20 protein-coding genes are annotated in these 18,054 nt (G+C 69.4%); 6 read left to right on the top strand and 14 right to left on the bottom strand.

All coding sequences use genetic code 11. The features are described 5' to 3' along the window. Positions 1–50: 50 nt before the first annotated feature. A complete protein-coding gene (locus tag ABEA33_RS11965) occupies positions 51–530 on the top strand; it encodes a GNAT family N-acetyltransferase (protein WP_345527005.1) in 480 nt (159 codons plus the stop codon). A 10-nt stretch (positions 531–540) separates the two neighbouring features. Beyond that, a complete protein-coding gene (locus ABEA33_RS11960; protein ID WP_345527004.1) occupies positions 541–1,131 on the top strand; it encodes a hypothetical protein in 591 nt (196 codons plus the stop codon). 103 nt (positions 1,132–1,234) lie between these two features. On the opposite strand, the gene ABEA33_RS11955 is transcribed toward ABEA33_RS11960, so the two are convergent. After that, positions 1,235–2,341 (bottom strand): citrate synthase 2, encoded by a 1,107-nt coding sequence (locus tag ABEA33_RS11955; protein WP_345527003.1) that lies wholly within the window; start codon positions 2,339–2,341, stop codon positions 1,235–1,237. 80 nt (positions 2,342–2,421) lie between these two features. On the opposite strand from ABEA33_RS11955, the gene pdxH reads away from it, so the two are divergent. The 4 genes from pdxH (at position 2,422) to ABEA33_RS11935 (ending at position 7,417) form a co-directional block, all read left to right on the top strand. Further along, the gene (gene pdxH / locus ABEA33_RS11950) at positions 2,422–3,063 is read left to right on the top strand and encodes a pyridoxamine 5'-phosphate oxidase (protein ID WP_345527002.1); all 642 of its coding nucleotides are present in this window, start codon (positions 2,422–2,424) and stop codon (positions 3,061–3,063) included. Positions 3,064–3,141: 78 nt separating this feature from the next. After that, complete coding sequence (locus ABEA33_RS11945) at positions 3,142–3,732, top strand: TetR/AcrR family transcriptional regulator (protein WP_345527001.1); 591 nt, start codon at positions 3,142–3,144, stop codon at positions 3,730–3,732. Continuing rightward, positions 3,732–5,468: an ABC transporter ATP-binding protein gene (locus ABEA33_RS11940; protein ID WP_345527000.1), complete on the top strand. Its 1,737-nt coding sequence runs from the start codon at positions 3,732–3,734 to the stop codon at positions 5,466–5,468. Before ABEA33_RS11945 ends, ABEA33_RS11940 begins: the two co-directional genes overlap by 1 nt. Further along, the gene (locus tag ABEA33_RS11935; protein ID WP_345526999.1) at positions 5,465–7,417 is read left to right on the top strand and encodes an ABC transporter ATP-binding protein; all 1,953 of its coding nucleotides are present in this window, start codon (positions 5,465–5,467) and stop codon (positions 7,415–7,417) included. The genes ABEA33_RS11940 and ABEA33_RS11935 overlap by 4 nt, the downstream gene beginning before the upstream one ends. 273 nt (positions 7,418–7,690) lie before the next feature. Here the strand turns inward: ABEA33_RS11935 and ABEA33_RS11930 are convergent, their stop codons facing one another. The 13 genes from ABEA33_RS11930 to ABEA33_RS11870 all read right to left on the bottom strand — a co-directional run bounded on the left by ABEA33_RS11930 (position 7,691) and on the right by ABEA33_RS11870 (position 18,029). Beyond that, positions 7,691–8,011, bottom strand: a complete 321-nt coding sequence (locus tag ABEA33_RS11930; protein WP_345526998.1) for a hypothetical protein — start codon at positions 8,009–8,011, stop codon at positions 7,691–7,693. Positions 8,012–8,034: 23 nt separating this feature from the next. Beyond that, a complete protein-coding gene (flhA, locus tag ABEA33_RS11925; RefSeq protein WP_345527107.1) occupies positions 8,035–10,071 on the bottom strand; it encodes a flagellar biosynthesis protein FlhA in 2,037 nt (678 codons plus the stop codon). Between the two features lie 101 nt (positions 10,072–10,172). Beyond that, the gene (locus tag ABEA33_RS11920; protein WP_345526997.1) at positions 10,173–11,318 is read right to left on the bottom strand and encodes an EscU/YscU/HrcU family type III secretion system export apparatus switch protein; all 1,146 of its coding nucleotides are present in this window, start codon (positions 11,316–11,318) and stop codon (positions 10,173–10,175) included. A gap of 89 nt (positions 11,319–11,407) precedes the next feature. After that, the gene (locus ABEA33_RS11915) at positions 11,408–12,169 is read right to left on the bottom strand and encodes a flagellar biosynthetic protein FliR (RefSeq protein WP_345526996.1); all 762 of its coding nucleotides are present in this window, start codon (positions 12,167–12,169) and stop codon (positions 11,408–11,410) included. A gap of 19 nt (positions 12,170–12,188) precedes the next feature. Beyond that, positions 12,189–12,458, bottom strand: a complete 270-nt coding sequence (gene fliQ / locus ABEA33_RS11910) for a flagellar biosynthesis protein FliQ (RefSeq protein ID WP_345526995.1) — start codon at positions 12,456–12,458, stop codon at positions 12,189–12,191. Positions 12,459–12,463: 5 nt separating this feature from the next. After that, positions 12,464–13,273 carry a flagellar type III secretion system pore protein FliP gene (fliP, locus tag ABEA33_RS11905; protein ID WP_345526994.1) on the bottom strand — a complete coding sequence of 270 codons (810 nt, stop codon included), beginning with the start codon at positions 13,271–13,273 and terminating at the stop codon, positions 12,464–12,466. After that, a complete protein-coding gene (locus ABEA33_RS11900) occupies positions 13,270–13,695 on the bottom strand; it encodes a flagellar biosynthetic protein FliO (RefSeq protein WP_345526993.1) in 426 nt (141 codons plus the stop codon). Before ABEA33_RS11900 ends, fliP begins: the two co-directional genes overlap by 4 nt. 9 nt (positions 13,696–13,704) lie before the next feature. After that, positions 13,705–14,478, bottom strand: a complete 774-nt coding sequence (fliN, locus tag ABEA33_RS11895) for a flagellar motor switch protein FliN (RefSeq protein WP_345527106.1) — start codon at positions 14,476–14,478, stop codon at positions 13,705–13,707. 5 nt (positions 14,479–14,483) lie between these two features. Continuing rightward, positions 14,484–15,440: a flagellar motor switch protein FliM gene (locus ABEA33_RS11890; RefSeq protein ID WP_345526992.1), complete on the bottom strand. Its 957-nt coding sequence runs from the start codon at positions 15,438–15,440 to the stop codon at positions 14,484–14,486. Positions 15,441–15,522: 82 nt separating this feature from the next. Further along, positions 15,523–15,960 (bottom strand): flagellar basal body-associated FliL family protein, encoded by a 438-nt coding sequence (locus ABEA33_RS11885; protein WP_345526991.1) that lies wholly within the window; start codon positions 15,958–15,960, stop codon positions 15,523–15,525. Continuing rightward, positions 15,941–16,960: a flagellar motor protein MotB gene (locus ABEA33_RS11880; RefSeq protein WP_345526990.1), complete on the bottom strand. Its 1,020-nt coding sequence runs from the start codon at positions 16,958–16,960 to the stop codon at positions 15,941–15,943. The genes ABEA33_RS11885 and ABEA33_RS11880 overlap by 20 nt, the downstream gene beginning before the upstream one ends. Then, positions 16,960–17,727: a motility protein A gene (locus tag ABEA33_RS11875; RefSeq protein WP_345526989.1), complete on the bottom strand. Its 768-nt coding sequence runs from the start codon at positions 17,725–17,727 to the stop codon at positions 16,960–16,962. Before ABEA33_RS11875 ends, ABEA33_RS11880 begins: the two co-directional genes overlap by 1 nt. Then, complete coding sequence (locus ABEA33_RS11870) at positions 17,727–18,029, bottom strand: flagellar FlbD family protein (protein WP_345526988.1); 303 nt, start codon at positions 18,027–18,029, stop codon at positions 17,727–17,729. The genes ABEA33_RS11875 and ABEA33_RS11870 overlap by 1 nt, the downstream gene beginning before the upstream one ends. Between the last annotated feature and the right edge of the window lie 25 nt (positions 18,030–18,054).

The raw sequence follows: 18,054 nt of genomic DNA, 5'->3' as shown, positions 1-18,054 counted from the left end.
GTTACCTATTCTGTCAGCCGCTGCACCGAGTCCCAGGGGTATGACAGATGATGAACATCCAACGCGTCGGCTACGGCCACCCCGACGCGATGCGGCTGATCGACGAGGTCCAGGCGGAGTACGTCGTCAGGTACGGCGGCCCGGACGAGACCCCGCTCGATCCCTTGATGTTCGAGCCGCCGGCGGGCAACTTCTTCGTCGGGTACGCCGAGGGCGAGCCGGTGGCGACCGGCGCCTGGCGGCGCACGGATGTGGCGGCGTTCGGCACGACAGCGACCGTCGAGATCAAGCGGATGTACGTCGCACCGCGGGCTCGCGGACGAGGGCTGGCCCGGCTGATGCTCGCCCAGCTCGAGTCCGATGCGGGTGGGCACGGCGCGGAGGCGGTCGTCTTGGAGACGGGCCTGCGGCAGCCGGAGGCGATGTCGCTCTACGAGAGCAGCGGCTACGGGCCGGTCGCGCCGTTCGGCTACTACAAGGACGCGCCGCTCTCGCGCTGCTACGCCAAGCTGCTGCCGGCCAAACCCTAGGCTGCCCCGCATGCTGCTCCCTCCCAAGGTCGCGCACGGGGTCGCCGACGGCACGGTGACCCTCGCATTCCGGCGCTGGCGCAAGCAGGACGTCGTGGTCGGCTCGGAGTTCCGCACTGTCTCCGGCGTGGTCCGCGTCGACGAGGTGGCCGTCGTCGACCCGGCCGCGATCACCGACGACGAAGCGGTCGCCGCGGGCTGGCCGGACGCCGACCGGCTGCGGCGTCAGCTCGACAAGGTGACCGACGGAGAGACCTACCGCGTCGTCCTGAGCTGGGCGGGACCGGACCCGCGAGTGGCGCTCCGCGAGAGCGCCGACCTCACCGACGACGACGTGGTCGCCATCGACGCCAAGCTCGAGCGGCTCGACCGCGCCAGCAGTCACGGCCCGTGGACGATGGCCACCCTCGACGTCATCCGGCGCCGGCCGCACACGCGAGCACCGGACCTCGCGGCGGAGATGGGTCGGGAGCGCGACCCGTTCAAGATCGACGTGCGCAAGCTGAAGAACCTCGGGCTCACCCGCAGCTTCGACGTCGGCTACGAGGTCTCGCCCCGTGGGGTGGCCTACCTCGAGAAGACGACACGACGACTGGTCTAGCCGGGACGTCGTACGAATCGAGGGCTTGAGGCCACAATTCGTATGACGTCCCGTGGCATGAAGGCGAGAGTCACGCCGCCGAAGTGCGCGTCGATGTCGGTCTTCACACGTCCCACTCGGACCGCCACCCCGCGACCGCCGAGGCCGGGCGCGAGGCCGGGCCGGTGTAGATCGCGGACGGCCGGATCAGCCGGCCCGTCGTCTTCTGCTCGAGGATGTGCGCCGACCAGCCACCGGTGCGCGCACACGTGAACATCGAGGTGAACATGTGCGCCGGCACCTCCGCGAAGTCGAGCACGATCGCCGCCCAGAACTCCACGTTGGTCTCGAGCACCCGGTCCGGCCGGCGCTCGCGCAGCTCGGCCAGGGCCGCCTGCTCCAGCGCCTCGGCGACCGCGTAGCGCGGGGCGTCGAGCTCCTTCGCCGTACGGCGCAGCACGCGGGCGCGCGGGTCCTCGGCGCGGTAGACGCGGTGACCGAACCCCATCAGTCGCTCGCCGCTGTCGAGCAGCTCCTTGACGTACGCCGTCGCGTCGCCGTCGCGCTTCTCGACCTCCTCGATCATGCCGAGCACGCGCGACGGGGCGCCGCCGTGCAGCGGACCGCTCATCGCGCCGATCGCGCCGGAGAAGGCGGCGGCGACGTCGGCGCCGGTGGAGGTGATGACGCGGGCGGTGAAGGTCGAGGCGTTCATGCCGTGCTCGGCGGCCGAGCTCCAGTAGGCGTCGATCGCCTTGACGTGCTTGGGGTCGGCCTCGCCCTTCCAGCGGATCAGGAACTTCTCGGCGAGCGTCTGGCCCTCGTCGACGACCCGCTGCGGCACCACGGGCTGGTTGAGTCCGCGGGCGGACTGTGCGGCGTAGGACAGCACCATCACGGCCACCCGGCCGAGGTCCTCGCGCGCCTGCTCGTCGCTGATGTCGTAGGTCTGGCCGAACCCGAAGGCCGGCGCCAGCATGGCGACCGCGGCCTGCACGTCGACGCGGACGTCGCCCGTGTGGACCGGGAGGTTGTAGGGCTCGGCGGGGGAGAGGCCGGGGGCGTACGAGCCGTCGATCAGCAGCCCCCAGACGTTCTCGAAGGGCACCCGGCCGACGATGTCCTCGATGTCCACGCCGCGGTAGCGCAGCGCCGACCCCTCCTTGTCGGGCTCGGCGATCTGGGTCTCGAAGGCGACGACGCCCTCCAGTCCGTGGTGCACCTCGGGCATTGCATCTCCTTGCACTCGAAGTTGTCGCGCGTCAGGCGCCGCCACGCATTGTGCACCCGTGCCGGACTAGGGTCGAGGGCATGTCCGACCTCGACCTCTCCGCGCTCCGTGAGGAGTACGCCCGCGACGGTCTCGACGAGACCGACCTGGACTCCGACCCGATCGCGATGTTCGGCCGGTGGATGAGCGAGGCCCACGAGGCCATCCAGCACGACGCCAACGCGATGGTGGTGAGCACGGTCGGTCCCGACTTAGCCCCGTCCTCGCGGATGGTGCTGCTCAAGGGCGTCTCCGAGGCCGGCTTCGTCTTCTTCACCAACACCGACTCCCGCAAGGGCGCCGAGCTGTCCGGCAACCCGCGCTGCGCGCTGCTGTTCCCGTGGCACCTGCTCGAGCGCCAGGTCCGCATCGAGGGGGTCGCGACGCGGCTGCCGCGCGCCGATGTCGAGGCCTACTTCGCCAGCCGTCCGCGCGGGTCGCAGCTCGGGGCGGTGGCCTCCCACCAGTCGCAGGTCGTCGCCAACCGAGATGCCCTGGCGGCGGCGTACGCCGACGCGGAGGCCCGCTTCCCGGACGCCGTACCGACCCCTGGTGAGTGGGGCGGGTACGTCGTACGCCCCGAGGTCGTGGAGTTCTGGCAGGGCCGGACGTCGCGGCTGCACGACCGCCTCGTCTACCGGCGTACGGCGGACGGGTGGGTCACGGAGCGCCTGGCCCCGTAGACCTAGGGTCCTCCCTCGTGCCCTTGAGCCTCGAAAACCGTTTGTGAGTGAGTGCTCACTCATTTATGCTTCCAGGTCGTGGACACCAAACGGGAACGCGCGCGGCCGATGTCGCCGGACGAGCGGCGGGAGGCGATCATCGCGGCGACCCGGCCGCTCCTGTACGAGCACGGACGGGCGACGACGACCAAGCTGATCGCCGAGGCCGCGGGCATCGCCGAAGGCACCGTGTTCCGGGCGTTCGCCACCAAGGAGGAGCTCTTCGACGCGGTGATGGAAGCCGAGTTCGATCCCATCGTGTTCCTCCAGGAGGTGGCGCGGATCGACCCGGACACCGAGCTGCGGGAGCGGCTCGTCGCCTTCACCACGCTGCTCCAGCACCGCTTCGTCAGCATCTTCTCGCTGATGGCCGCGATGGGCATGCGCAAGCCGCCGTCGACGATCAGCGACCCCGAGGCACGCAAGCGCCTCGCCAGCGGCGGCCTCGCCCTGCTGCTCGCCCCCGACGCCCACCGTTTCACCCTCCCGGTCGAGCGCGTCGTCGACCTGGTGCGGCTGCTGACCTTCTCCGGCAGTCACCCCCACATCTCCGACCAGCGCCCGCTCAGCCCCGAAGAGATCGTCGACGTGATCCTCCACGGAATTCTCAAGGACGAGGACCCGACCTGATGCTGCTCCGACTTCTACGCACCCAACTCGCGCCCTACAGGGCCTGGCTGGGCGTCGTCGTTTTGTTCCAGTTCCTCGGCGTGATGGCGATGCTCTACCTGCCGACGCTCAACGCCGACATCATCGACAACGGCGTCACGACCGGCGACACCCACTACATCGTCACCACCGGTGGGGTGATGCTGGCCGTGGCCTTCGGCCAGATCGTCTGCTCGGTGATCGCCGTCCGGTTCGGCTCGCGCACCGCGATGAGCTTCGGCCGGGACGTGCGCGCGGCGCTCTTCCACCGCGTCGGCATGTTCTCGACCCGTGAGGTGCAGCAGTTCGGCGCACCGTCGCTGATCACCCGTACGACGAACGACGTGCAGCAGGTGCAGATGCTCGTCCTGATGACCTGCACGATCGCGGTGTCGGCCCCGATCATGATGGTCGGCGGCGTGATCATGGCGCTGCGCGAGGACATGGGGCTCGGCTGGATCCTGGCGGTGGTCGTGCCTGCGCTCTTCCTGTGCGTCGGGTTCGTCGTCAGCCGGATGGTGCCGAACTTCCGACTCATGCAGGGCCGGATCGACGAGGTCAACCGGGTGCTGCGCGAGCAGATCACCGGCATCCGCGTCGTCCGCGCGTTCGTGCGGGAGCCGTACGAGAAGCAGCGGTTCGGCAAGGCCAACGACGACCTCACCGACGTCGCCGTCGCCGCCGGTCGGTGGATGGCGACCATGTTCCCGCTGGTGATCCTGGTCGTGAACGTCTCCAGCGTTGCCGTGATCTGGTTCGGCGGTCACCGGATCGACAATGGCCAGATGATGCCCGGCGCACTCACCGCCTTCCTCTCCTACCTGATGCAGATCCTGATGTCGGTGATGATGGCGACGTTCATGCTGATGATGATCCCGCGGGCAGCCGTCTGCGCGGACCGCATCGCCGAGGTGCTCGACACCGAGACCTCGGTACCGGTCCCGGCCGACCCTGTCGCCCCGGACCCCGCGCGGCGCGGCCACCTCGACCTCGAGCACGTCACGTTCGCCTACCCCGGTGCCGAGGAGCCGGTGCTGAGCGACGTCTCCTTCTCGGCCCGCCCCGGCCAGATGGTCGCCGTGATCGGCTCGACCGGCGCAGGCAAGAGCACGCTGGTCAACCTGGTGCCGCGGCTCTTCGACGCCACCGACGGCGACGTCCGCGTCGGCGGCACCGACGTACGGCGGGTGGACCCGGACCTGCTGTGGCAGCAGATCGGCCTGGTGCCGCAGAAGGCCTACCTCTTCAGCGGCACGGTCCGCAGCAACCTCCAGCACGGCAAGCCGGACGCGACCGACGAGGAGATGTGGGCCGCGCTCGACGTGGCGCAGGGTCGTGACTTCGTCGAGGCGATGCCCGACGGGCTCGACTCGGCTGTGGTCCAGGGCGGCACCAACTTCTCCGGCGGCCAGCGCCAGCGGCTCGCGATCGCGCGGGCGCTGATCCGCAAGCCCGGCATCTACCTCTTCGACGACTCCTTCTCGGCCCTCGACCTGGCGACCGACGCACGGTTGCGGGCGGCGCTACGGCCCGAGACCCAGGACGCGACCGTCGTCATCGTCGCCCAACGGGTCTCCACGATCCGCGACGCCGACCTGATCCTCGTGCTCGAGGACGGCCGGATCGTCGGTCGCGGCACGCACCACGAGCTGCTGGCCGAGTGCGCGACGTACCAGGAGATCGTCACCTCCCAGCTCACGGCAGAGGAAGCGGCATGAGCGACACCAACACCAAGAAGAAGCAGGGCTTCGAGGCCACCGAGCGGATCGAGGCACCCCAGGGTGGCCCCGGCCGCGGCCCGATGGGCGGCGGCATGGTCGGGCAGAAGGCGATGGACTTCGGGCCGTCCGCCAAGCGGCTCGTCAGCCTGATGCGCCCCGACCGCGGCAAGGCGATCGCCGTCGTCATCCTCGGCATCGCCAGCGTCGCGCTGATGTCGATCGCGCCGCGGATCCTCGGCCACGCGACCGACCTGGTCTTCAACGGCTTCATCGGGTCGCAGTTCCCCGCCGGCACCCCGGAGTCGGCGCTGCCCGACGCCGTGCAGGGTCAGGACGTCGTGCCCGGTGAGGGCGTCGACTTCGGCGCCGTCGGCGACGTCCTGATGGTCGTGCTCCTGATCTACGTCTTCGCGTCACTGCTGGCGTGGCTGCAGGGCTACATCCTCAACACGGTCGTGCAGAACACCGTCCGGCAGATGCGTGAGGACGTCGAGGAGAAGATCAACCGGCTGCCGCTGAACTACTTCGACCGTTCGCCTCGCGGCGAGCTGCTGTCGCGCGTCACCAACGACATCGACAACGTCAGCACGACCCTCCAGCAGACGATGAGCCAGCTGCTCACCTCGGTGATGACCGTGCTCGCCGTGCTCGGGATGATGTTCTGGATCTCGCCGCTGCTCGCGCTGGTCGCGCTCGTCACGGTGCCGATGTCGCTGATCGTGACCTCGCAGATCATGAAGCGCTCGCAGGGCCAGTTCGTGGCGCAGTGGCGGCGTACGGGCAAGCTCAACGCGCAGATCGAGGAGGCCTACTCCGGCCACGCACTGGTCAAGGTCTTCGGTCGGCAGGGCGAGGTCGAGCAGACCTTCGCTGAGGAGAACGACGAGCTCTTCAAGGTCAGCTTCGGAGCGCAGTTCGTCAGCGGCCTGATCATGCCGGCGATGATGTTCATCGGGAACCTCAACTACGTGCTGGTGGCCGTCGTCGGCGGTCTGCGGGTCGCCAGCGGCAACCTGTCGCTGGGTGAGGTCCAGGCGTTCATCCAGTACTCGCGGCAGTTCACCCAGCCGCTGACGACGGTCGCGTCGATGACCAACCTGCTGCAGTCCGGCGTCGCGTCCGCCGAGCGGGTCTTCGAGCTGCTCGATGCCGATGCCGAGGTCGAGAACGCCCCGGCTCTCGCCGCTCCCGCCGTACGACGGGGTGAGGTGGCCTTCGAGCGCGTGTCGTTCCGGTACGACGAGGAGCGTCCGCTCATCACCGACCTCTCGCTCGTCGCCCGGCCAGGTGAGACGGTCGCCATCGTCGGGCCCACGGGCGCCGGCAAGACCACGCTGGTCAACCTGGTGATGCGCTTCTACGACGTCGACGCGGGCCGCATCACGATCGACGGCGTGGACGTCGCGGGCATGCCGCGCTCGGCCCTGCGCGGGCAGATCGGCATGGTCCTCCAGGACACCTGGCTCTTCGAGGGCACGATCCGCGACAACATTGCGTACGGGCGTCCGGACGCCACCGAGGAGCAGATCCTCGAGGCGGCGCGTGCGACGTTCGTGGACCGGTTCGTGCACTCGCTGCCCGACGGCTACGACACGGTCATCGACGAGGAGGGCTCCAACCTCTCGGCGGGGGAGCGCCAGCTCGTGACGATCGCCCGGGCGTTCCTGACGGACCCCGCGCTGCTGATCCTCGACGAGGCCACCAGCTCGGTCGACACCCGCACCGAGCTGCTGCTGCAGAAGGCGATGGCAGCGCTGCGCACCGACCGGACGAGCTTCGTGATCGCCCACCGGCTGAGCACCATCCGCGACGCCGACCTGATCCTCGTCATGGAGGACGGCGCGATCGTCGAGCAGGGCGACCACGAGCAGCTGCTCGCGGCCGACGGCGCCTACGCCCGGCTCTACAACGCGCAGTTCACGGCGGCCGTGACCGAGGTCGTCTGATTAACCCGTTGATCCTCCGAGGTGCGCGACCTACCGTTGACGCACACGGGAAAGGAGGTGGTCCGGAGAATGATCTCTTTTGGGACGCGTGAGGTGGCTGCCCGCTAGCAGCCCATCAGCAACACCTGGTGCGGAGTCGCGCCAGGACGGCTGCTGGTGAATCCATCGCAGTCACCCGACCCGCAGGCGATCCGGTCATCACGTCCACCGGAGCCGGGCCCACCTGGGCCCGACGCCTGCGGGTCGCTGCGTTTCCGGAGGCGTACGGCGAGCTCAGGCGGCCTCGGTCTCGCCGATCTCCTCGAACCCGTCGGAGAGCTCGCCGATCGAGAGCCCTCTCGCGTACTCATCGGGGTCGAGCTCCGATTCCGAGTCGCCGGCCGCCTCCGCGACCGCCGCGAGCTTGTTGGCCGCCACCGTGCCCTTGATCATGCTGGCGACGACCGCGCACACCAGCCACACGCCGGCCATGCAGATCAGCAGTCGCACGAGGGCGACGTCGGGGGAGAGCGTGCCACTCACCTGGGCGGCGTACAGGGCCGGTGATCCGACGGCGAGCGTGCCGATCATGACGGGCCAGGACAGTGGACTCATGCGACTACCTTCCGGTGAGCGGGTCAGGCGTTGACGGCGAGGCGGGTGTCGGCAGTGACGACGCCCTCGGAACGGATCTGGTCGGCCCCGGTGAGCTCCTGGTAGGAGAGCACCGCGAGGCGCGGGACGATCGGCTGCACGAGCCGGCGCAGCGCCGCGCGCACCTGCGGCGCGCAGACCAGCACCGGCCGGATGTTGCGGTTCTCGACCTCCTGCGTGAGCTGGGCGAGGTTGCGCAGCAGCGTCTGGCTGGTCTCGGGGTCGAGGGCAATGGCCTGGCCGAGATCGCCTGGGCGCAGTGACTCGAGGATCGCCTGCTCCAGCTGCGGCTCGAGAGTGAGCACGTGCAGCGTCTTGTCCACGGCGTACGGCGCCGCGATGGCCGGTCCGAGCGCCTGACGCGCTGCCTCCACGAGCGGGTCCAGCTCCTTGGTGCGGGTCGCCCGGAGCGACAGGGCCTCGAAGATCCGGACCAGGTCGCGGATGGACACGCTCTCGTCGAGGAGCTCCTGCAGCACGCGCTGCATCTCGCCGAGGCTGAGCTGGGTCGGGGTGAGCTCGTCGACCACGACGGGGTGGCTGCGCTTGACGACGTCGGTGAGCATCCGCACGTCCTCGCGCCCGAGCAGGCGGCCGGCGTGTTGGGTGATGATCTCGGCGAGGTGGGTGGTGATGACCGACGCACGGTCGACCACGGTTGCGCCGCTGAGCTCGGCCTGGCCGCGCAGCTCGGCGGGGATCCACTTCGCGTCGAGCCCGAAGACCGGCTCCTGGGTCTGCTGGCCCGGCAGCGAGCCGAGGAAGTCGCCGATCGCGAGGACCGTGCCCGGGGGCGCCTCGCCGCGGGCCACCTCGATGCCGAAGAGCAGGATCGCGTACGTGCGGCTGGGGAGCTGCAGGTTGTCGCGGGTGCGCACCGGCGGAGCGACGATGCCCAGGTCCGTGGCGATCTTGCGGCGCAGCGCCTTGACCCGCTCGAGCAGGTCGCCGCCGCTGCTGGGGTCGACGAGGTCGATCATGTCGGCGGAGAGCTCGAGGCCCAGGGGGTCGACCTGGATCTCGGCGGCCAGCAGCTCGGGGGTGTCGGGAGAGGTGAGCGCCTGCTGGATCTGCTGCGCCTCCACGGCCTCCTCCTTCGCGGCCGCCCCGGCGCGCGACGAGGCGATCAGCATCAGGCCGCCGGCGACGATGAACGGGAGTTTGGGCAGCCCCGGGATCAGGCAGAGTCCGAGCGCGCCGAACCCAGCCACTCGCAGCGGCATCTGGTTGGCCATCATCTGCCGGATGATGTCCGAGCCCATGTCGGCGTCGTTGACCGAGCGGGTCACGATGAGTCCGGTCGCGACCGAGAGGAGCAGCGCCGGGATCTGCGACACGAGGCCGTCGCCGACCGACAGCAGGCTGTACGTCGTCACCGCCTCGCCGAACGGCATGCCCAGCTGGCCGACGCCGATGGCGAACCCGCCGATCAGGTTGACCAGGGTGATGATGATCGCGGCGATCGCGTCGCCCTTCACGAACTTCGAGGCGCCGTCCATCGAGCCGTAGAAGTCGGCTTCGGCGTGCACCTCGGCGCGACGGCGCCGGGCCTCGTCCTCGTCGATGAGGCCGGAGTTGAGGTCGGCGTCGATGGCCATCTGCTTGCCCGGCATCGCGTCGAGGGTGAAGCGGGCGCCGACCTCGGCGACGCGCCCCGCGCCGTTGGTGATGACGACGAACTGGATGACCAGCAGGATCGCGAACACGATCAGCCCGACGATCAGCGACCCGCCGACGACGAAGTGGCCGAACGTGTCGATCACCTTGCCCGCGAAGCCGTCGAGCAGCACGAGCCGGGTGGCGCTCACGTTGAGCGCGAGCCGGAAGAGCGTCATCACCAGCAGCACGGCGGGGAACGCGGCGAAGTCGAGCGGCTTGTGCACGAACATCGCCGTCATCAGCACGAGGAGCGCGGCGGTGATGTTGAGGGCGATCAGCAGGTCGAGGACCGCGGCCGGCAGCGGGACCACCAGCATGACGACGATCGCCACGATGCCGATGGGCACGCCGAGCTGGTTCATCCGCTTCACGGAGGGGCCTCCAGGTCAGAACGGGTCGGGAGAGGTGCGGGCGCGCCATCCGTGGCACCGATGCATGACTCCGTCCTGGGGTCCGGGAGGTCTCATCGGTCGGCGAGAGCGGGACCTGAGGGCTTTCGGCGGCGATGTCCGGCCGGGCTCACCTTGGGTACGTCGGGGTCGCGGCGCGGGCTGCCGTGCTCGCCACCCCGCTGGCCGTGCGTACGGCGGCTGATGACGAACGCGAGCACCTGCGCGACGGCCGCGAAGAGCTCTGCCGGGATCTCCTGGCCGACGGTGGTGGAGGTGTAGAGCGCACGCGCGAGCGGGATGTCGCGGACGAGAGGCACCTGTGCCTCGCCGGCCTTCTCCCGGATGGCGGTGGCGATCACTCCGGCACCGCGAGCGACCACGCGCGGGGCGCCGCGCTCGGGGTTGTAGCGCAGGGCGACCGCGACGTGGGTCGGGTTGACCAGCACGAAGTCCGCGGACGGCACGTCTGCCATCATCCGGTTGCGCGAGGCGGCCAGCTGCCGCGATCGGATGGCGCCCTTGAGCATCGGGTCGCCCTCGGACTGCTTGTGCTCCTGCTTGACCTCTTCCTTGGTCATTCGGGCCTGCTTGCCGACCATTCGGCGCTGCATGATGTAGTCGGCTGCGCCGAGGACGATGCCGACGATCGCGACGTTGCGGATCATGGACAGGGCGCTCGCCGCGGTCTGGTCGAGCACGACCTCCATCGGCATCAGGCCGCCGATCATCGGCATCGCGGCCTTGACGGTCATCCAGACCAGAGCGACCACGACGGCGCAGCGTACGAGCATCTTGGTCGCCTCCCACCACGCGCGTGCGCCGAACATCCGCTTCACGCCCTGGATCGGGTTGAGCTTGCTGAGCTTCGGCTTCACCGAGTCGTAGGCGACGAAGAACCCGCCCTGGGCGAGTGCGCCCGCGACACCGACGATGAGCACACCCGTGCCGAGCGCCAGCAGCGTGACCAGCACGTGCCACAGGCCCTCGCCCAGCATCGTGACGGCCTTCCCGATGTCGGCGTGCTCGCCCATGCTCAGGCTGGCGGTCATTAGGCCCTGGAGCTCCTTGACCTCGTGTCCGAGCAGCTTGGGGAGCGCCAGCGCGAACAGCGCCAGGGCAGACCAGGCGCCCAGCTCCTGGGTGCGCGGGACCTTGCCCTCCTTGCGGTTCTCCTTGTTCTTCTTGGAAGTCGCCTTCTCGGACTTCTCCTCGCTCATGCGCGTACTCGCTTCGCTCCGTGCGCGCACGAGGCACAGGTCGCGCTGTGTTGGCTTGTTCGCTCGCTACGCTCGCTCACGCCATCACCTCAGCCCGCGCCCGACAATGTGGACATTGCCTGGGTGGAGAGGTCGACCAGGCGGTCGAGGGCGTGGGGGATGACCGGCAGGGAGAGGCCGACCAGCAGCAGGGTGAGGCCGATCTTGACCGGGAACATCACCGTCATCGCCTGCATCTGCGGTGCGACCTTGGTGAGCAGGGCGAGACCGAGGTCGGCGAGGAAGAGCACGGCGATCATCGGCAGCGCGATCTGCACGGCCGTGGTGAAGAACAGGCCGAACGCGGTGAGCAGGACGTCGGGGAAGCTGTCCCACTCGGGCGTCGTGCCGAGCGGCAGGAAGGTGAACGTCTTCAGCAGGCCGCCGATCACCATGAGGTGTCCACCGGTCACGAAGAGCAGCACCGTCGCCAGCATCTGGTGGAACTTGCCGAAGACCGTGTTGGAGTTCATCGACAGCGGGTCGAAGCCCTGGGCGAGCGAGAAGCCGCCGAAGACGTCGATGAGGCTGCCGGCGGCCGCGATGGCGGCGAGCAGGAGGTAGGTCACGAAGCCCATCGCCACGCCCACCAGCACCTGCGTCAGGACGTTGAGCAGCAGCCCTACGGTGTCGAGCGGGACGCTGTCGCCGTCGGGCACCACGGCGAACGCGAGCCCCAACGAGAGCACCACCTTCGCCATGGTCGGCACCGAGCGCCCGGAGAACGGCGGCACGACGGCCAGCCAGGCGACGATGCGGACCGAGGCCAGGAGGTAGGCCACCAGGGGCTCGCCCGAGACGGTGAGTGTCATGGAGGAGAGATCCGCGTCCTCAGCCCAACAACGACGGGATGGCGTCGAAGAGGTTGTTGGTGAACGTGACGAGGGTGTGCATCATCCAGTTGCCGCACAGCAGGAGGGCGATGCCGACCCCGACCAGCTTCGGCACGAACGCGAGCGTGACTTCCTGGATCTGGGTCAGCGACTGGAAGAGCGAGACGGCGAAGCCGATCACCAGGGCGGTCACCAGGATCGGCGCGGACAGCTTCAGCGCGACGAGCATCGTCTGGAGGGCGATGTCGATGATGGCGGTGTCGGACATGGCGCCTATCCGTAGCTGGAGACGAGGGACTTGATGACGAGGGCCCAGCCGTCGACCATCACGAACAGCAGCAGCTTGAAGGGGAGCGACACCATCACCGGCGGCATCATCATCATGCCGAGTGCCATCAGTGCGCCGCTGACCACCAGGTCGATGACCAGGAACGGGATGAAGATGATGAACCCGATGATGAAGGCCTGCTTGAGCTCGGTCAGCACGAAGGCCGGGATCAGCGTGGTGGTCGCGACCTCGTCCCGGTTGGCCGGCAGGTCGCGGTCGGCGACGTTCGTCAGCAGCTCCAGCTCGTCGTCGTCGGTGTTCTCGAGCATGAAGCCACGAAGGGGCTCCATGCCGGTCTCCAGCGCCGCCCCCGTCGCCAGGTCGCCGGCGAGGTAGGGCTGGAGAGCGACGTCGTTGATCTCGCTCAGCACCGGCCCCATCACGAAGAGGCTCAGGAAGAGCGCCAGGCCGGCGAGCACCTGGTTGGGCGGGGTCTGCTGGAGCCCGAGTGCGTTGCGGGTCAGACCGAGCACCACGAAGATCTTGGTGAACGCCGTGCAGCTGAGCAGGATGGCCGGGAGCAGGGAGACCAGGGTCAGCCCGATCAGGACCGTCACCGACGTGCTGGGTGTGTCGGTCAGGCCGTCCAGGCCGATCGTGACGTCCGAGCCGCCGGAAGGCCCGGCGGGACCGTTCGGGCCGGCCGGGTTCTCCGGCGCGGCCATCGCCGAGAGCGGCAGGACGATCGCGGGAATGAGGACCGTGACGACGATGGCGCCGGCGAACGTGGCGGCGCGCCGCAGTGCGGTGGTCATGAGGCTTTCCGGCTCGCGGCGGCGAACGCCTGGCGCCACGTGTCGACGCTGAGGACCGATCCGGCCAGGACCGATCCGGCCAGGACCGACTCGGACGAGGTCGGGAGGGTCAGGACCGCGGCGTCGTTGGCGACGTCGGTGTCGACGTCGAGGGCCGGCCCGGCGAGGTGCTCCATCACCTCGTCGGGCTCGAGCTCGGCCAGGACGTGGACCTGGTGCTCGGTGGTGCCGAGGACCAGGACGCGCGAGCCGACGGTGACGACGGAGACGGTGGTACCGCGGGACAGGTGCTGGCGGTGCAGCACCTGGACCATGGCGTTATTGCGGCCGCGGAAGCGGCGCGAGCCGAACTTGGTCAGGAGGGCGAGAAGACCCAGGACCACGGCCAGCGAGAAGACCAGGCGGATGGCGAGCTCGAGCATGTCGTCCGATCAGCTCGCTGCCGCGTCAACGGCGATCTCGGTGATGCGCAGGCCGAAGTCCTCGTCGATGACGACGACCTCGCCGCGCGCGATCAGCCGACCGTTGACCAGGAGGTCGGCCGGGCTGCCCGCGGCCCGGTCCAGCTCCAGCACGGCGCCGGGAGTGAGGTCGAGCAGGTCACGGACCGTCATCCGGGTGCGACCGATCTCGACGGTCACCTCCATGTCGACGCCGTGCAGGAGCTCGATACCGGGGGTTCGCTGCGGGTCGAGCGTGCCGACCGAGCTCAGGACGTTGCCGGACACGGCAGCCTCGACGGCCGGACTGCCGTTGGCGCCCGCGGCGGCGTCGACGTTCATCGCGCCGGCCAGCACGTTGTCCGGCACCAGGACGGCGGCGGCGAGCGACGTGGTGTGCAGGAAGACGACGGTGGACGGCGAGGCGACCTCGCGGGCGACGAGGTCGGTCCCGACCTCGCGGGCGGCGCCGATGCGGCCGTGCAGCGAGGCGGCGACGGCGTCCAGTGTCGGCTGGAGGGCCGCGGCCAGGTCGAGGCCGCCCAGCGGGCTGTCGGCGAGCGCGGCGACCAGCTCGGGGCCGACCAGGACGGCGATCCGGCCGGAGACCGCGGCCTCGAGGTCGGCGATCACCGCGCCGGCGAAGGAAGCGCCGACCTGGGGGTCGCCCTCGGCGACCGTACCGACAGTCAACGGCTCGTTGGACGGGAGCACCGCCGCCCCGGCAGCGGCAGCGGCGAGGGCGATCTCGGCGGCGGTGTTCATGGTGGTCACGGGGTCTCCTTGGGGGTGCCTACGATCAGGGCGGCGAGCCGGAACCCGCTGGTTCCGGCGGTGGCGTGCGCGAAGTTGATGCCGTCCACGACCACGTCGAGTGGCGCGGAGGCGGGGTGGTTCAGGCGGATGGCGTCGCCCCGCTGCAGCGCGGCGAGGTCTCCAGGGCTCAGCGTGGTGGGGCGCAGGCGGACGGCGACGTCGACCGGGACGCGCTGGAACTGGTCCTTGAGCACGGCGGCCGAGCGGGCGCGCTGGGCGCGCTCGCGGTCGGAGACCGGCGCTGGAGCCGCTGCCCGGAGCAGGTGGGGGAGCAGCCCGGAGAACGGCATGCACATGGACATGTGGAACTCGCGCTCGTTGAGCTTCAGCTCGAAGTGCATCGCGACCATGACGTCCGACGCCCCTGCCACCTGCGCGAACTGGGGGCTGTACTCGACGCCGGTCACCACCGGCTCGAAGGTGACGATCGAGGCGAGGGAGTAACGCAACTCGTGCAGGAGCCGCTCGATGAGGCCGCGGGACACCCCGGTCTCGATCTCGGTGAGCGGACGCTCGGGCTGGTCGTCGCGACCGGGACCGCCGAGCATGTGGTCGACGGCCGTCATGACGGCCGTGAGTGGGATCTCGAGCACGCACTTGCTGAGCAGCGGCTCGGCCGAGAAGATCGTGAGGTAGGTCGTGCCCTCCAGCGAGTCGACGTACTCGGCGTAGGTGCTCTGCTCGATCCCCGTCAGGGTCACCGCGCACACGGTGCGCAGCGAGGACGTGAGGACCGTCGTCGCCTGGCGGCAGAAGCCGTCCAGGGCGACCTGGAGCATCCGCGAGTGTTCGCGCGACAGCTGGATCGGGCGCCGGAAGTCGTAGAGGACCGGCTCGGTGGGGGCACGCCGACCACCCCGATCCGCCACGAGGACGTCGGGGTCTTGGTCAGGGGTTTCTGAGGGCGGCACGAAGAGACGAATCGGCCCCCTGCGCAGCTACCTGAGCAGTTGTGTGGAAGTGACTTGGATCATGGCAGGATCTGCGCCGCCCTCACTGGGTCACGAACTCGGTGAAGTAGACGTCCATCACCTCCCCGTGGTAGCTCTCGTCGAGCTGGTGGACGAGCTTCGCCTTCAGCTCGTCGCGGCGAACCGGCTGCGAGATGCTCGCCATCGTGCGCCCGCTGAAGAGGTCGATCGCGGCGTCCAGTGCCTTGCTGCCGTCGACCTCGTGGGCGTCAGTCGTCAGCTGCAGGGCCAGACCCAGCCTCAGGTAGTGCCCGCCGGTGAGGTTGATCTGCGTCGAGTCCAGCGTCACGATCTCGCCGGGCTCGGGCGCCTTCTCGGGCTTCGGGCGCAGCACGAACCACCAGGCCGCAGCAGCGACCAGGAGTACGACGACCACCACGATCGCGATCTTCTTGAGCCTGCCGCCACCGCCGCTGGTCTCTTCCTCGGTCTCGGTCTTCTCAGCCGTGCTCGTTGTCATCCCCGTCTCCGTCCTTCCTGGTCACGGTCTCGTGGTCGACCTCGCGGCCGGCGTCGTTGCTGGCCTCGCCTGACTCGGTGTCGGTGTCGGTCTTGCCGGCCGCGCTCGTGCCGCCGCTCGCGGTGTCTGCCGCCACGTCGTCGAGCAGCTGCTGGGTGTCGGAGTCGACGTCCGGGAGGACGACGATGTCCACCCGCTTGTTGACGCCCTGCGACCTGGGCAGGGTCGGGTCGACCAGGGGCCGCTCGTGCCCGAAGGCCGACACCGAGAGCCGGCCGGCCGGCACGTGGTTGCGCTCGTTGAGCCGGCGCAGCACCGTGACGGCGCGGGCGGCCGACAGGTCCCAGTCCGTGGCGAAGTAGCGCGGGTGGACCTTGACCTGGTTGGTGTGCCCGTCGATGCGCAGCTGCTCGGTGAGCCCCCGCAGCACTGGCGCGAGCGTGTCGACCACCTGCTGACCACGTTGGCTCAGCTGGGCGACATCGGGCTGGAAGACGACGTGCTTCGACACCAGGCTGACGACCAGGCCGCGCTCGTCGATCGCCGTTCTGACGTCGTCAGTGAGACCCTTCTTCGAGAGCGCGGACACGATCTTGCGCCGCACCTTGTCCAGGCGGTCGTACTCGACCCGAGCCGCGGCGTACGACGCGCTCTCGCCCGACTGCGTCGCCCCGAGGGCCTTGGCGACCGCCTCCTTGTCGGCGTCGCTGAGCTTGTCCAGGATCTCCGTGGCTTGCGGGCTGATCTCGTCCAGCTTCTCCTCCAGGATCGAGTCGGAGCCGGTCATGACCGACGCATCGGCGCCGAAGCCGTCGGCGAGGCCGTTCTTCAACGCGTTGTACTTCTCCTGGTCCACCTGGCTCATCGCGAACATCACGATGAAGAGCACCATCAGCAGCGTGAGCATGTCGGCGTACGTGACGAGCCACCGCTCGTGGTTCTCGTGCTCCTCCGGCTCGACGTGCTTCTGCCTGCGGCCGCGGCCCCGGGAGCCGCTCATCAGGCGGCCTCCGGTTCACGTTGGTCGGCGGGGAGCAACGACTGCAGGCGCTGGGCGACGACGCGGGGGTTCGAGCCGGCCTGGAGGGCGGCGATGCCCTCGATGATCAGCTCCATCCGACCGGTCTCCAGCTCTCCGAGGCGGCCGATGCGCGCGCCGACCGGGAGGAAGAAGACGTTGGCGGACATGACGCCCCAGAGCGTGGCGACGAACGCGCCGGCGATGAGGTGACCGAGCTCCTCGGGCTGGGCCAGGTTCTCGAGCACGTGCACCAGGCCCATGACCGTGCCGATGATGCCGATGGTCGGAGCGTAGGCGCCGGCGGAGTTGAAGAACTTGGCCGACTGCTTGGCCTCGGCGTGTACGGCGACGACCTCGGCCTCGAGGATGTCGCGCACCTCTTCGGGGTCCGTGCCGTCGATCGCCAGGGTCAGCCCCCGGGACAGGAACGGCTCGTCGACGTCGGCCAACGCGTCCTCGAGGGCCAGCAGGCCCTCGCGCCGGGCCTTCTCCGAGAGAGAGACCAGGACGGGCACCAGGTCCGACGCGTTCTTGGCCGAGCCGGTGAAGGCCCGCTTCAGCCCGCGTACGGCGAGCTTGGCGTCGGCCAGCGTGCCACCGGCGATCGAGATCATGATGGTGCCGCCGACGACGAGGAGGATCGGCGGGATGAGCATCAAGCTCATCGGGTTGCCGCCCTCCATCACGTTGGCGACGACGATGAAGACGAGTGCGCCGATGACGCCGATCAGGGTTGCCGGATCCATCAGCCGTCCGTTTCGTCGTGGGCCAGACCGAGCCGGGCCGTCGGGTGTTCGAAGACGGTGCCGAGCTGGGCGGTCCGCGGCTCGGTGCGCGCCCAGACATCGAGGTCGATCGCCGTGCTCATGGCGAGCACCTCGCCGCGATGGCGGCGGACCGATGTCAGGACTTCGTCGAGGGACTCGATCACGACGTACTTCTTGCCGTCGATCAGCGTCACGACCGTGTCGGGTGTCGCGTCGACGCGCTCGATCAGGTCGCAGTTGAGAGCGAACTTCGTCCCCGAGAGTCGCGTGAGCGTGATCATGTGCACCGTCCTTGGGCCTTGCAGA

It is taken from the genome of Nocardioides endophyticus (genome assembly GCF_039543845.1).
GTDB classification, from domain to species: Bacteria; Actinomycetota; Actinomycetes; order Propionibacteriales; family Nocardioidaceae; genus Nocardioides; species Nocardioides endophyticus.
Note: the sequence above shows the minus strand (reverse complement) of the source record. Positions and strands in the feature narration are given on the sequence as shown.

Coding starts and splice junctions, on each gene's coding strand:
- ABEA33_RS11965 (WP_345527005.1), top strand. CDS start 51: ATGAACATCCAACGCGTCGGCTACGGCCACCCCGACGCGATGCGGCTG.
- ABEA33_RS11960 (WP_345527004.1), top strand. CDS start 541: ATGCTGCTCCCTCCCAAGGTCGCGCACGGGGTCGCCGACGGCACGGTG.
- ABEA33_RS11955 (WP_345527003.1), bottom strand. CDS start 2,341: ATGCCCGAGGTGCACCACGGACTGGAGGGCGTCGTCGCCTTCGAGACC.
- pdxH (WP_345527002.1), top strand. CDS start 2,422: ATGTCCGACCTCGACCTCTCCGCGCTCCGTGAGGAGTACGCCCGCGAC.
- ABEA33_RS11940 (WP_345527000.1), top strand. CDS start 3,732: ATGCTGCTCCGACTTCTACGCACCCAACTCGCGCCCTACAGGGCCTGG.
- ABEA33_RS11935 (WP_345526999.1), top strand. CDS start 5,465: ATGAGCGACACCAACACCAAGAAGAAGCAGGGCTTCGAGGCCACCGAG.
- ABEA33_RS11930 (WP_345526998.1), bottom strand. CDS start 8,011: ATGAGTCCACTGTCCTGGCCCGTCATGATCGGCACGCTCGCCGTCGGA.
- flhA (WP_345527107.1), bottom strand. CDS start 10,071: ATGAACCAGCTCGGCGTGCCCATCGGCATCGTGGCGATCGTCGTCATG.
- ABEA33_RS11920 (WP_345526997.1), bottom strand. CDS start 11,318: ATGAGCGAGGAGAAGTCCGAGAAGGCGACTTCCAAGAAGAACAAGGAG.
- ABEA33_RS11915 (WP_345526996.1), bottom strand. CDS start 12,169: ATGACACTCACCGTCTCGGGCGAGCCCCTGGTGGCCTACCTCCTGGCC.
- fliQ (WP_345526995.1), bottom strand. CDS start 12,458: ATGTCCGACACCGCCATCATCGACATCGCCCTCCAGACGATGCTCGTC.
- fliP (WP_345526994.1), bottom strand. CDS start 13,273: ATGACCACCGCACTGCGGCGCGCCGCCACGTTCGCCGGCGCCATCGTC.
- ABEA33_RS11900 (WP_345526993.1), bottom strand. CDS start 13,695: ATGCTCGAGCTCGCCATCCGCCTGGTCTTCTCGCTGGCCGTGGTCCTG.
- fliN (WP_345527106.1), bottom strand. CDS start 14,478: ATGAACACCGCCGCCGAGATCGCCCTCGCCGCTGCCGCTGCCGGGGCG.
- ABEA33_RS11885 (WP_345526991.1), bottom strand. CDS start 15,960: ATGACAACGAGCACGGCTGAGAAGACCGAGACCGAGGAAGAGACCAGC.
- ABEA33_RS11880 (WP_345526990.1), bottom strand. CDS start 16,960: ATGAGCGGCTCCCGGGGCCGCGGCCGCAGGCAGAAGCACGTCGAGCCG.
- ABEA33_RS11875 (WP_345526989.1), bottom strand. CDS start 17,727: ATGGATCCGGCAACCCTGATCGGCGTCATCGGCGCACTCGTCTTCATC.
- ABEA33_RS11870 (WP_345526988.1), bottom strand. CDS start 18,029: ATGATCACGCTCACGCGACTCTCGGGGACGAAGTTCGCTCTCAACTGC.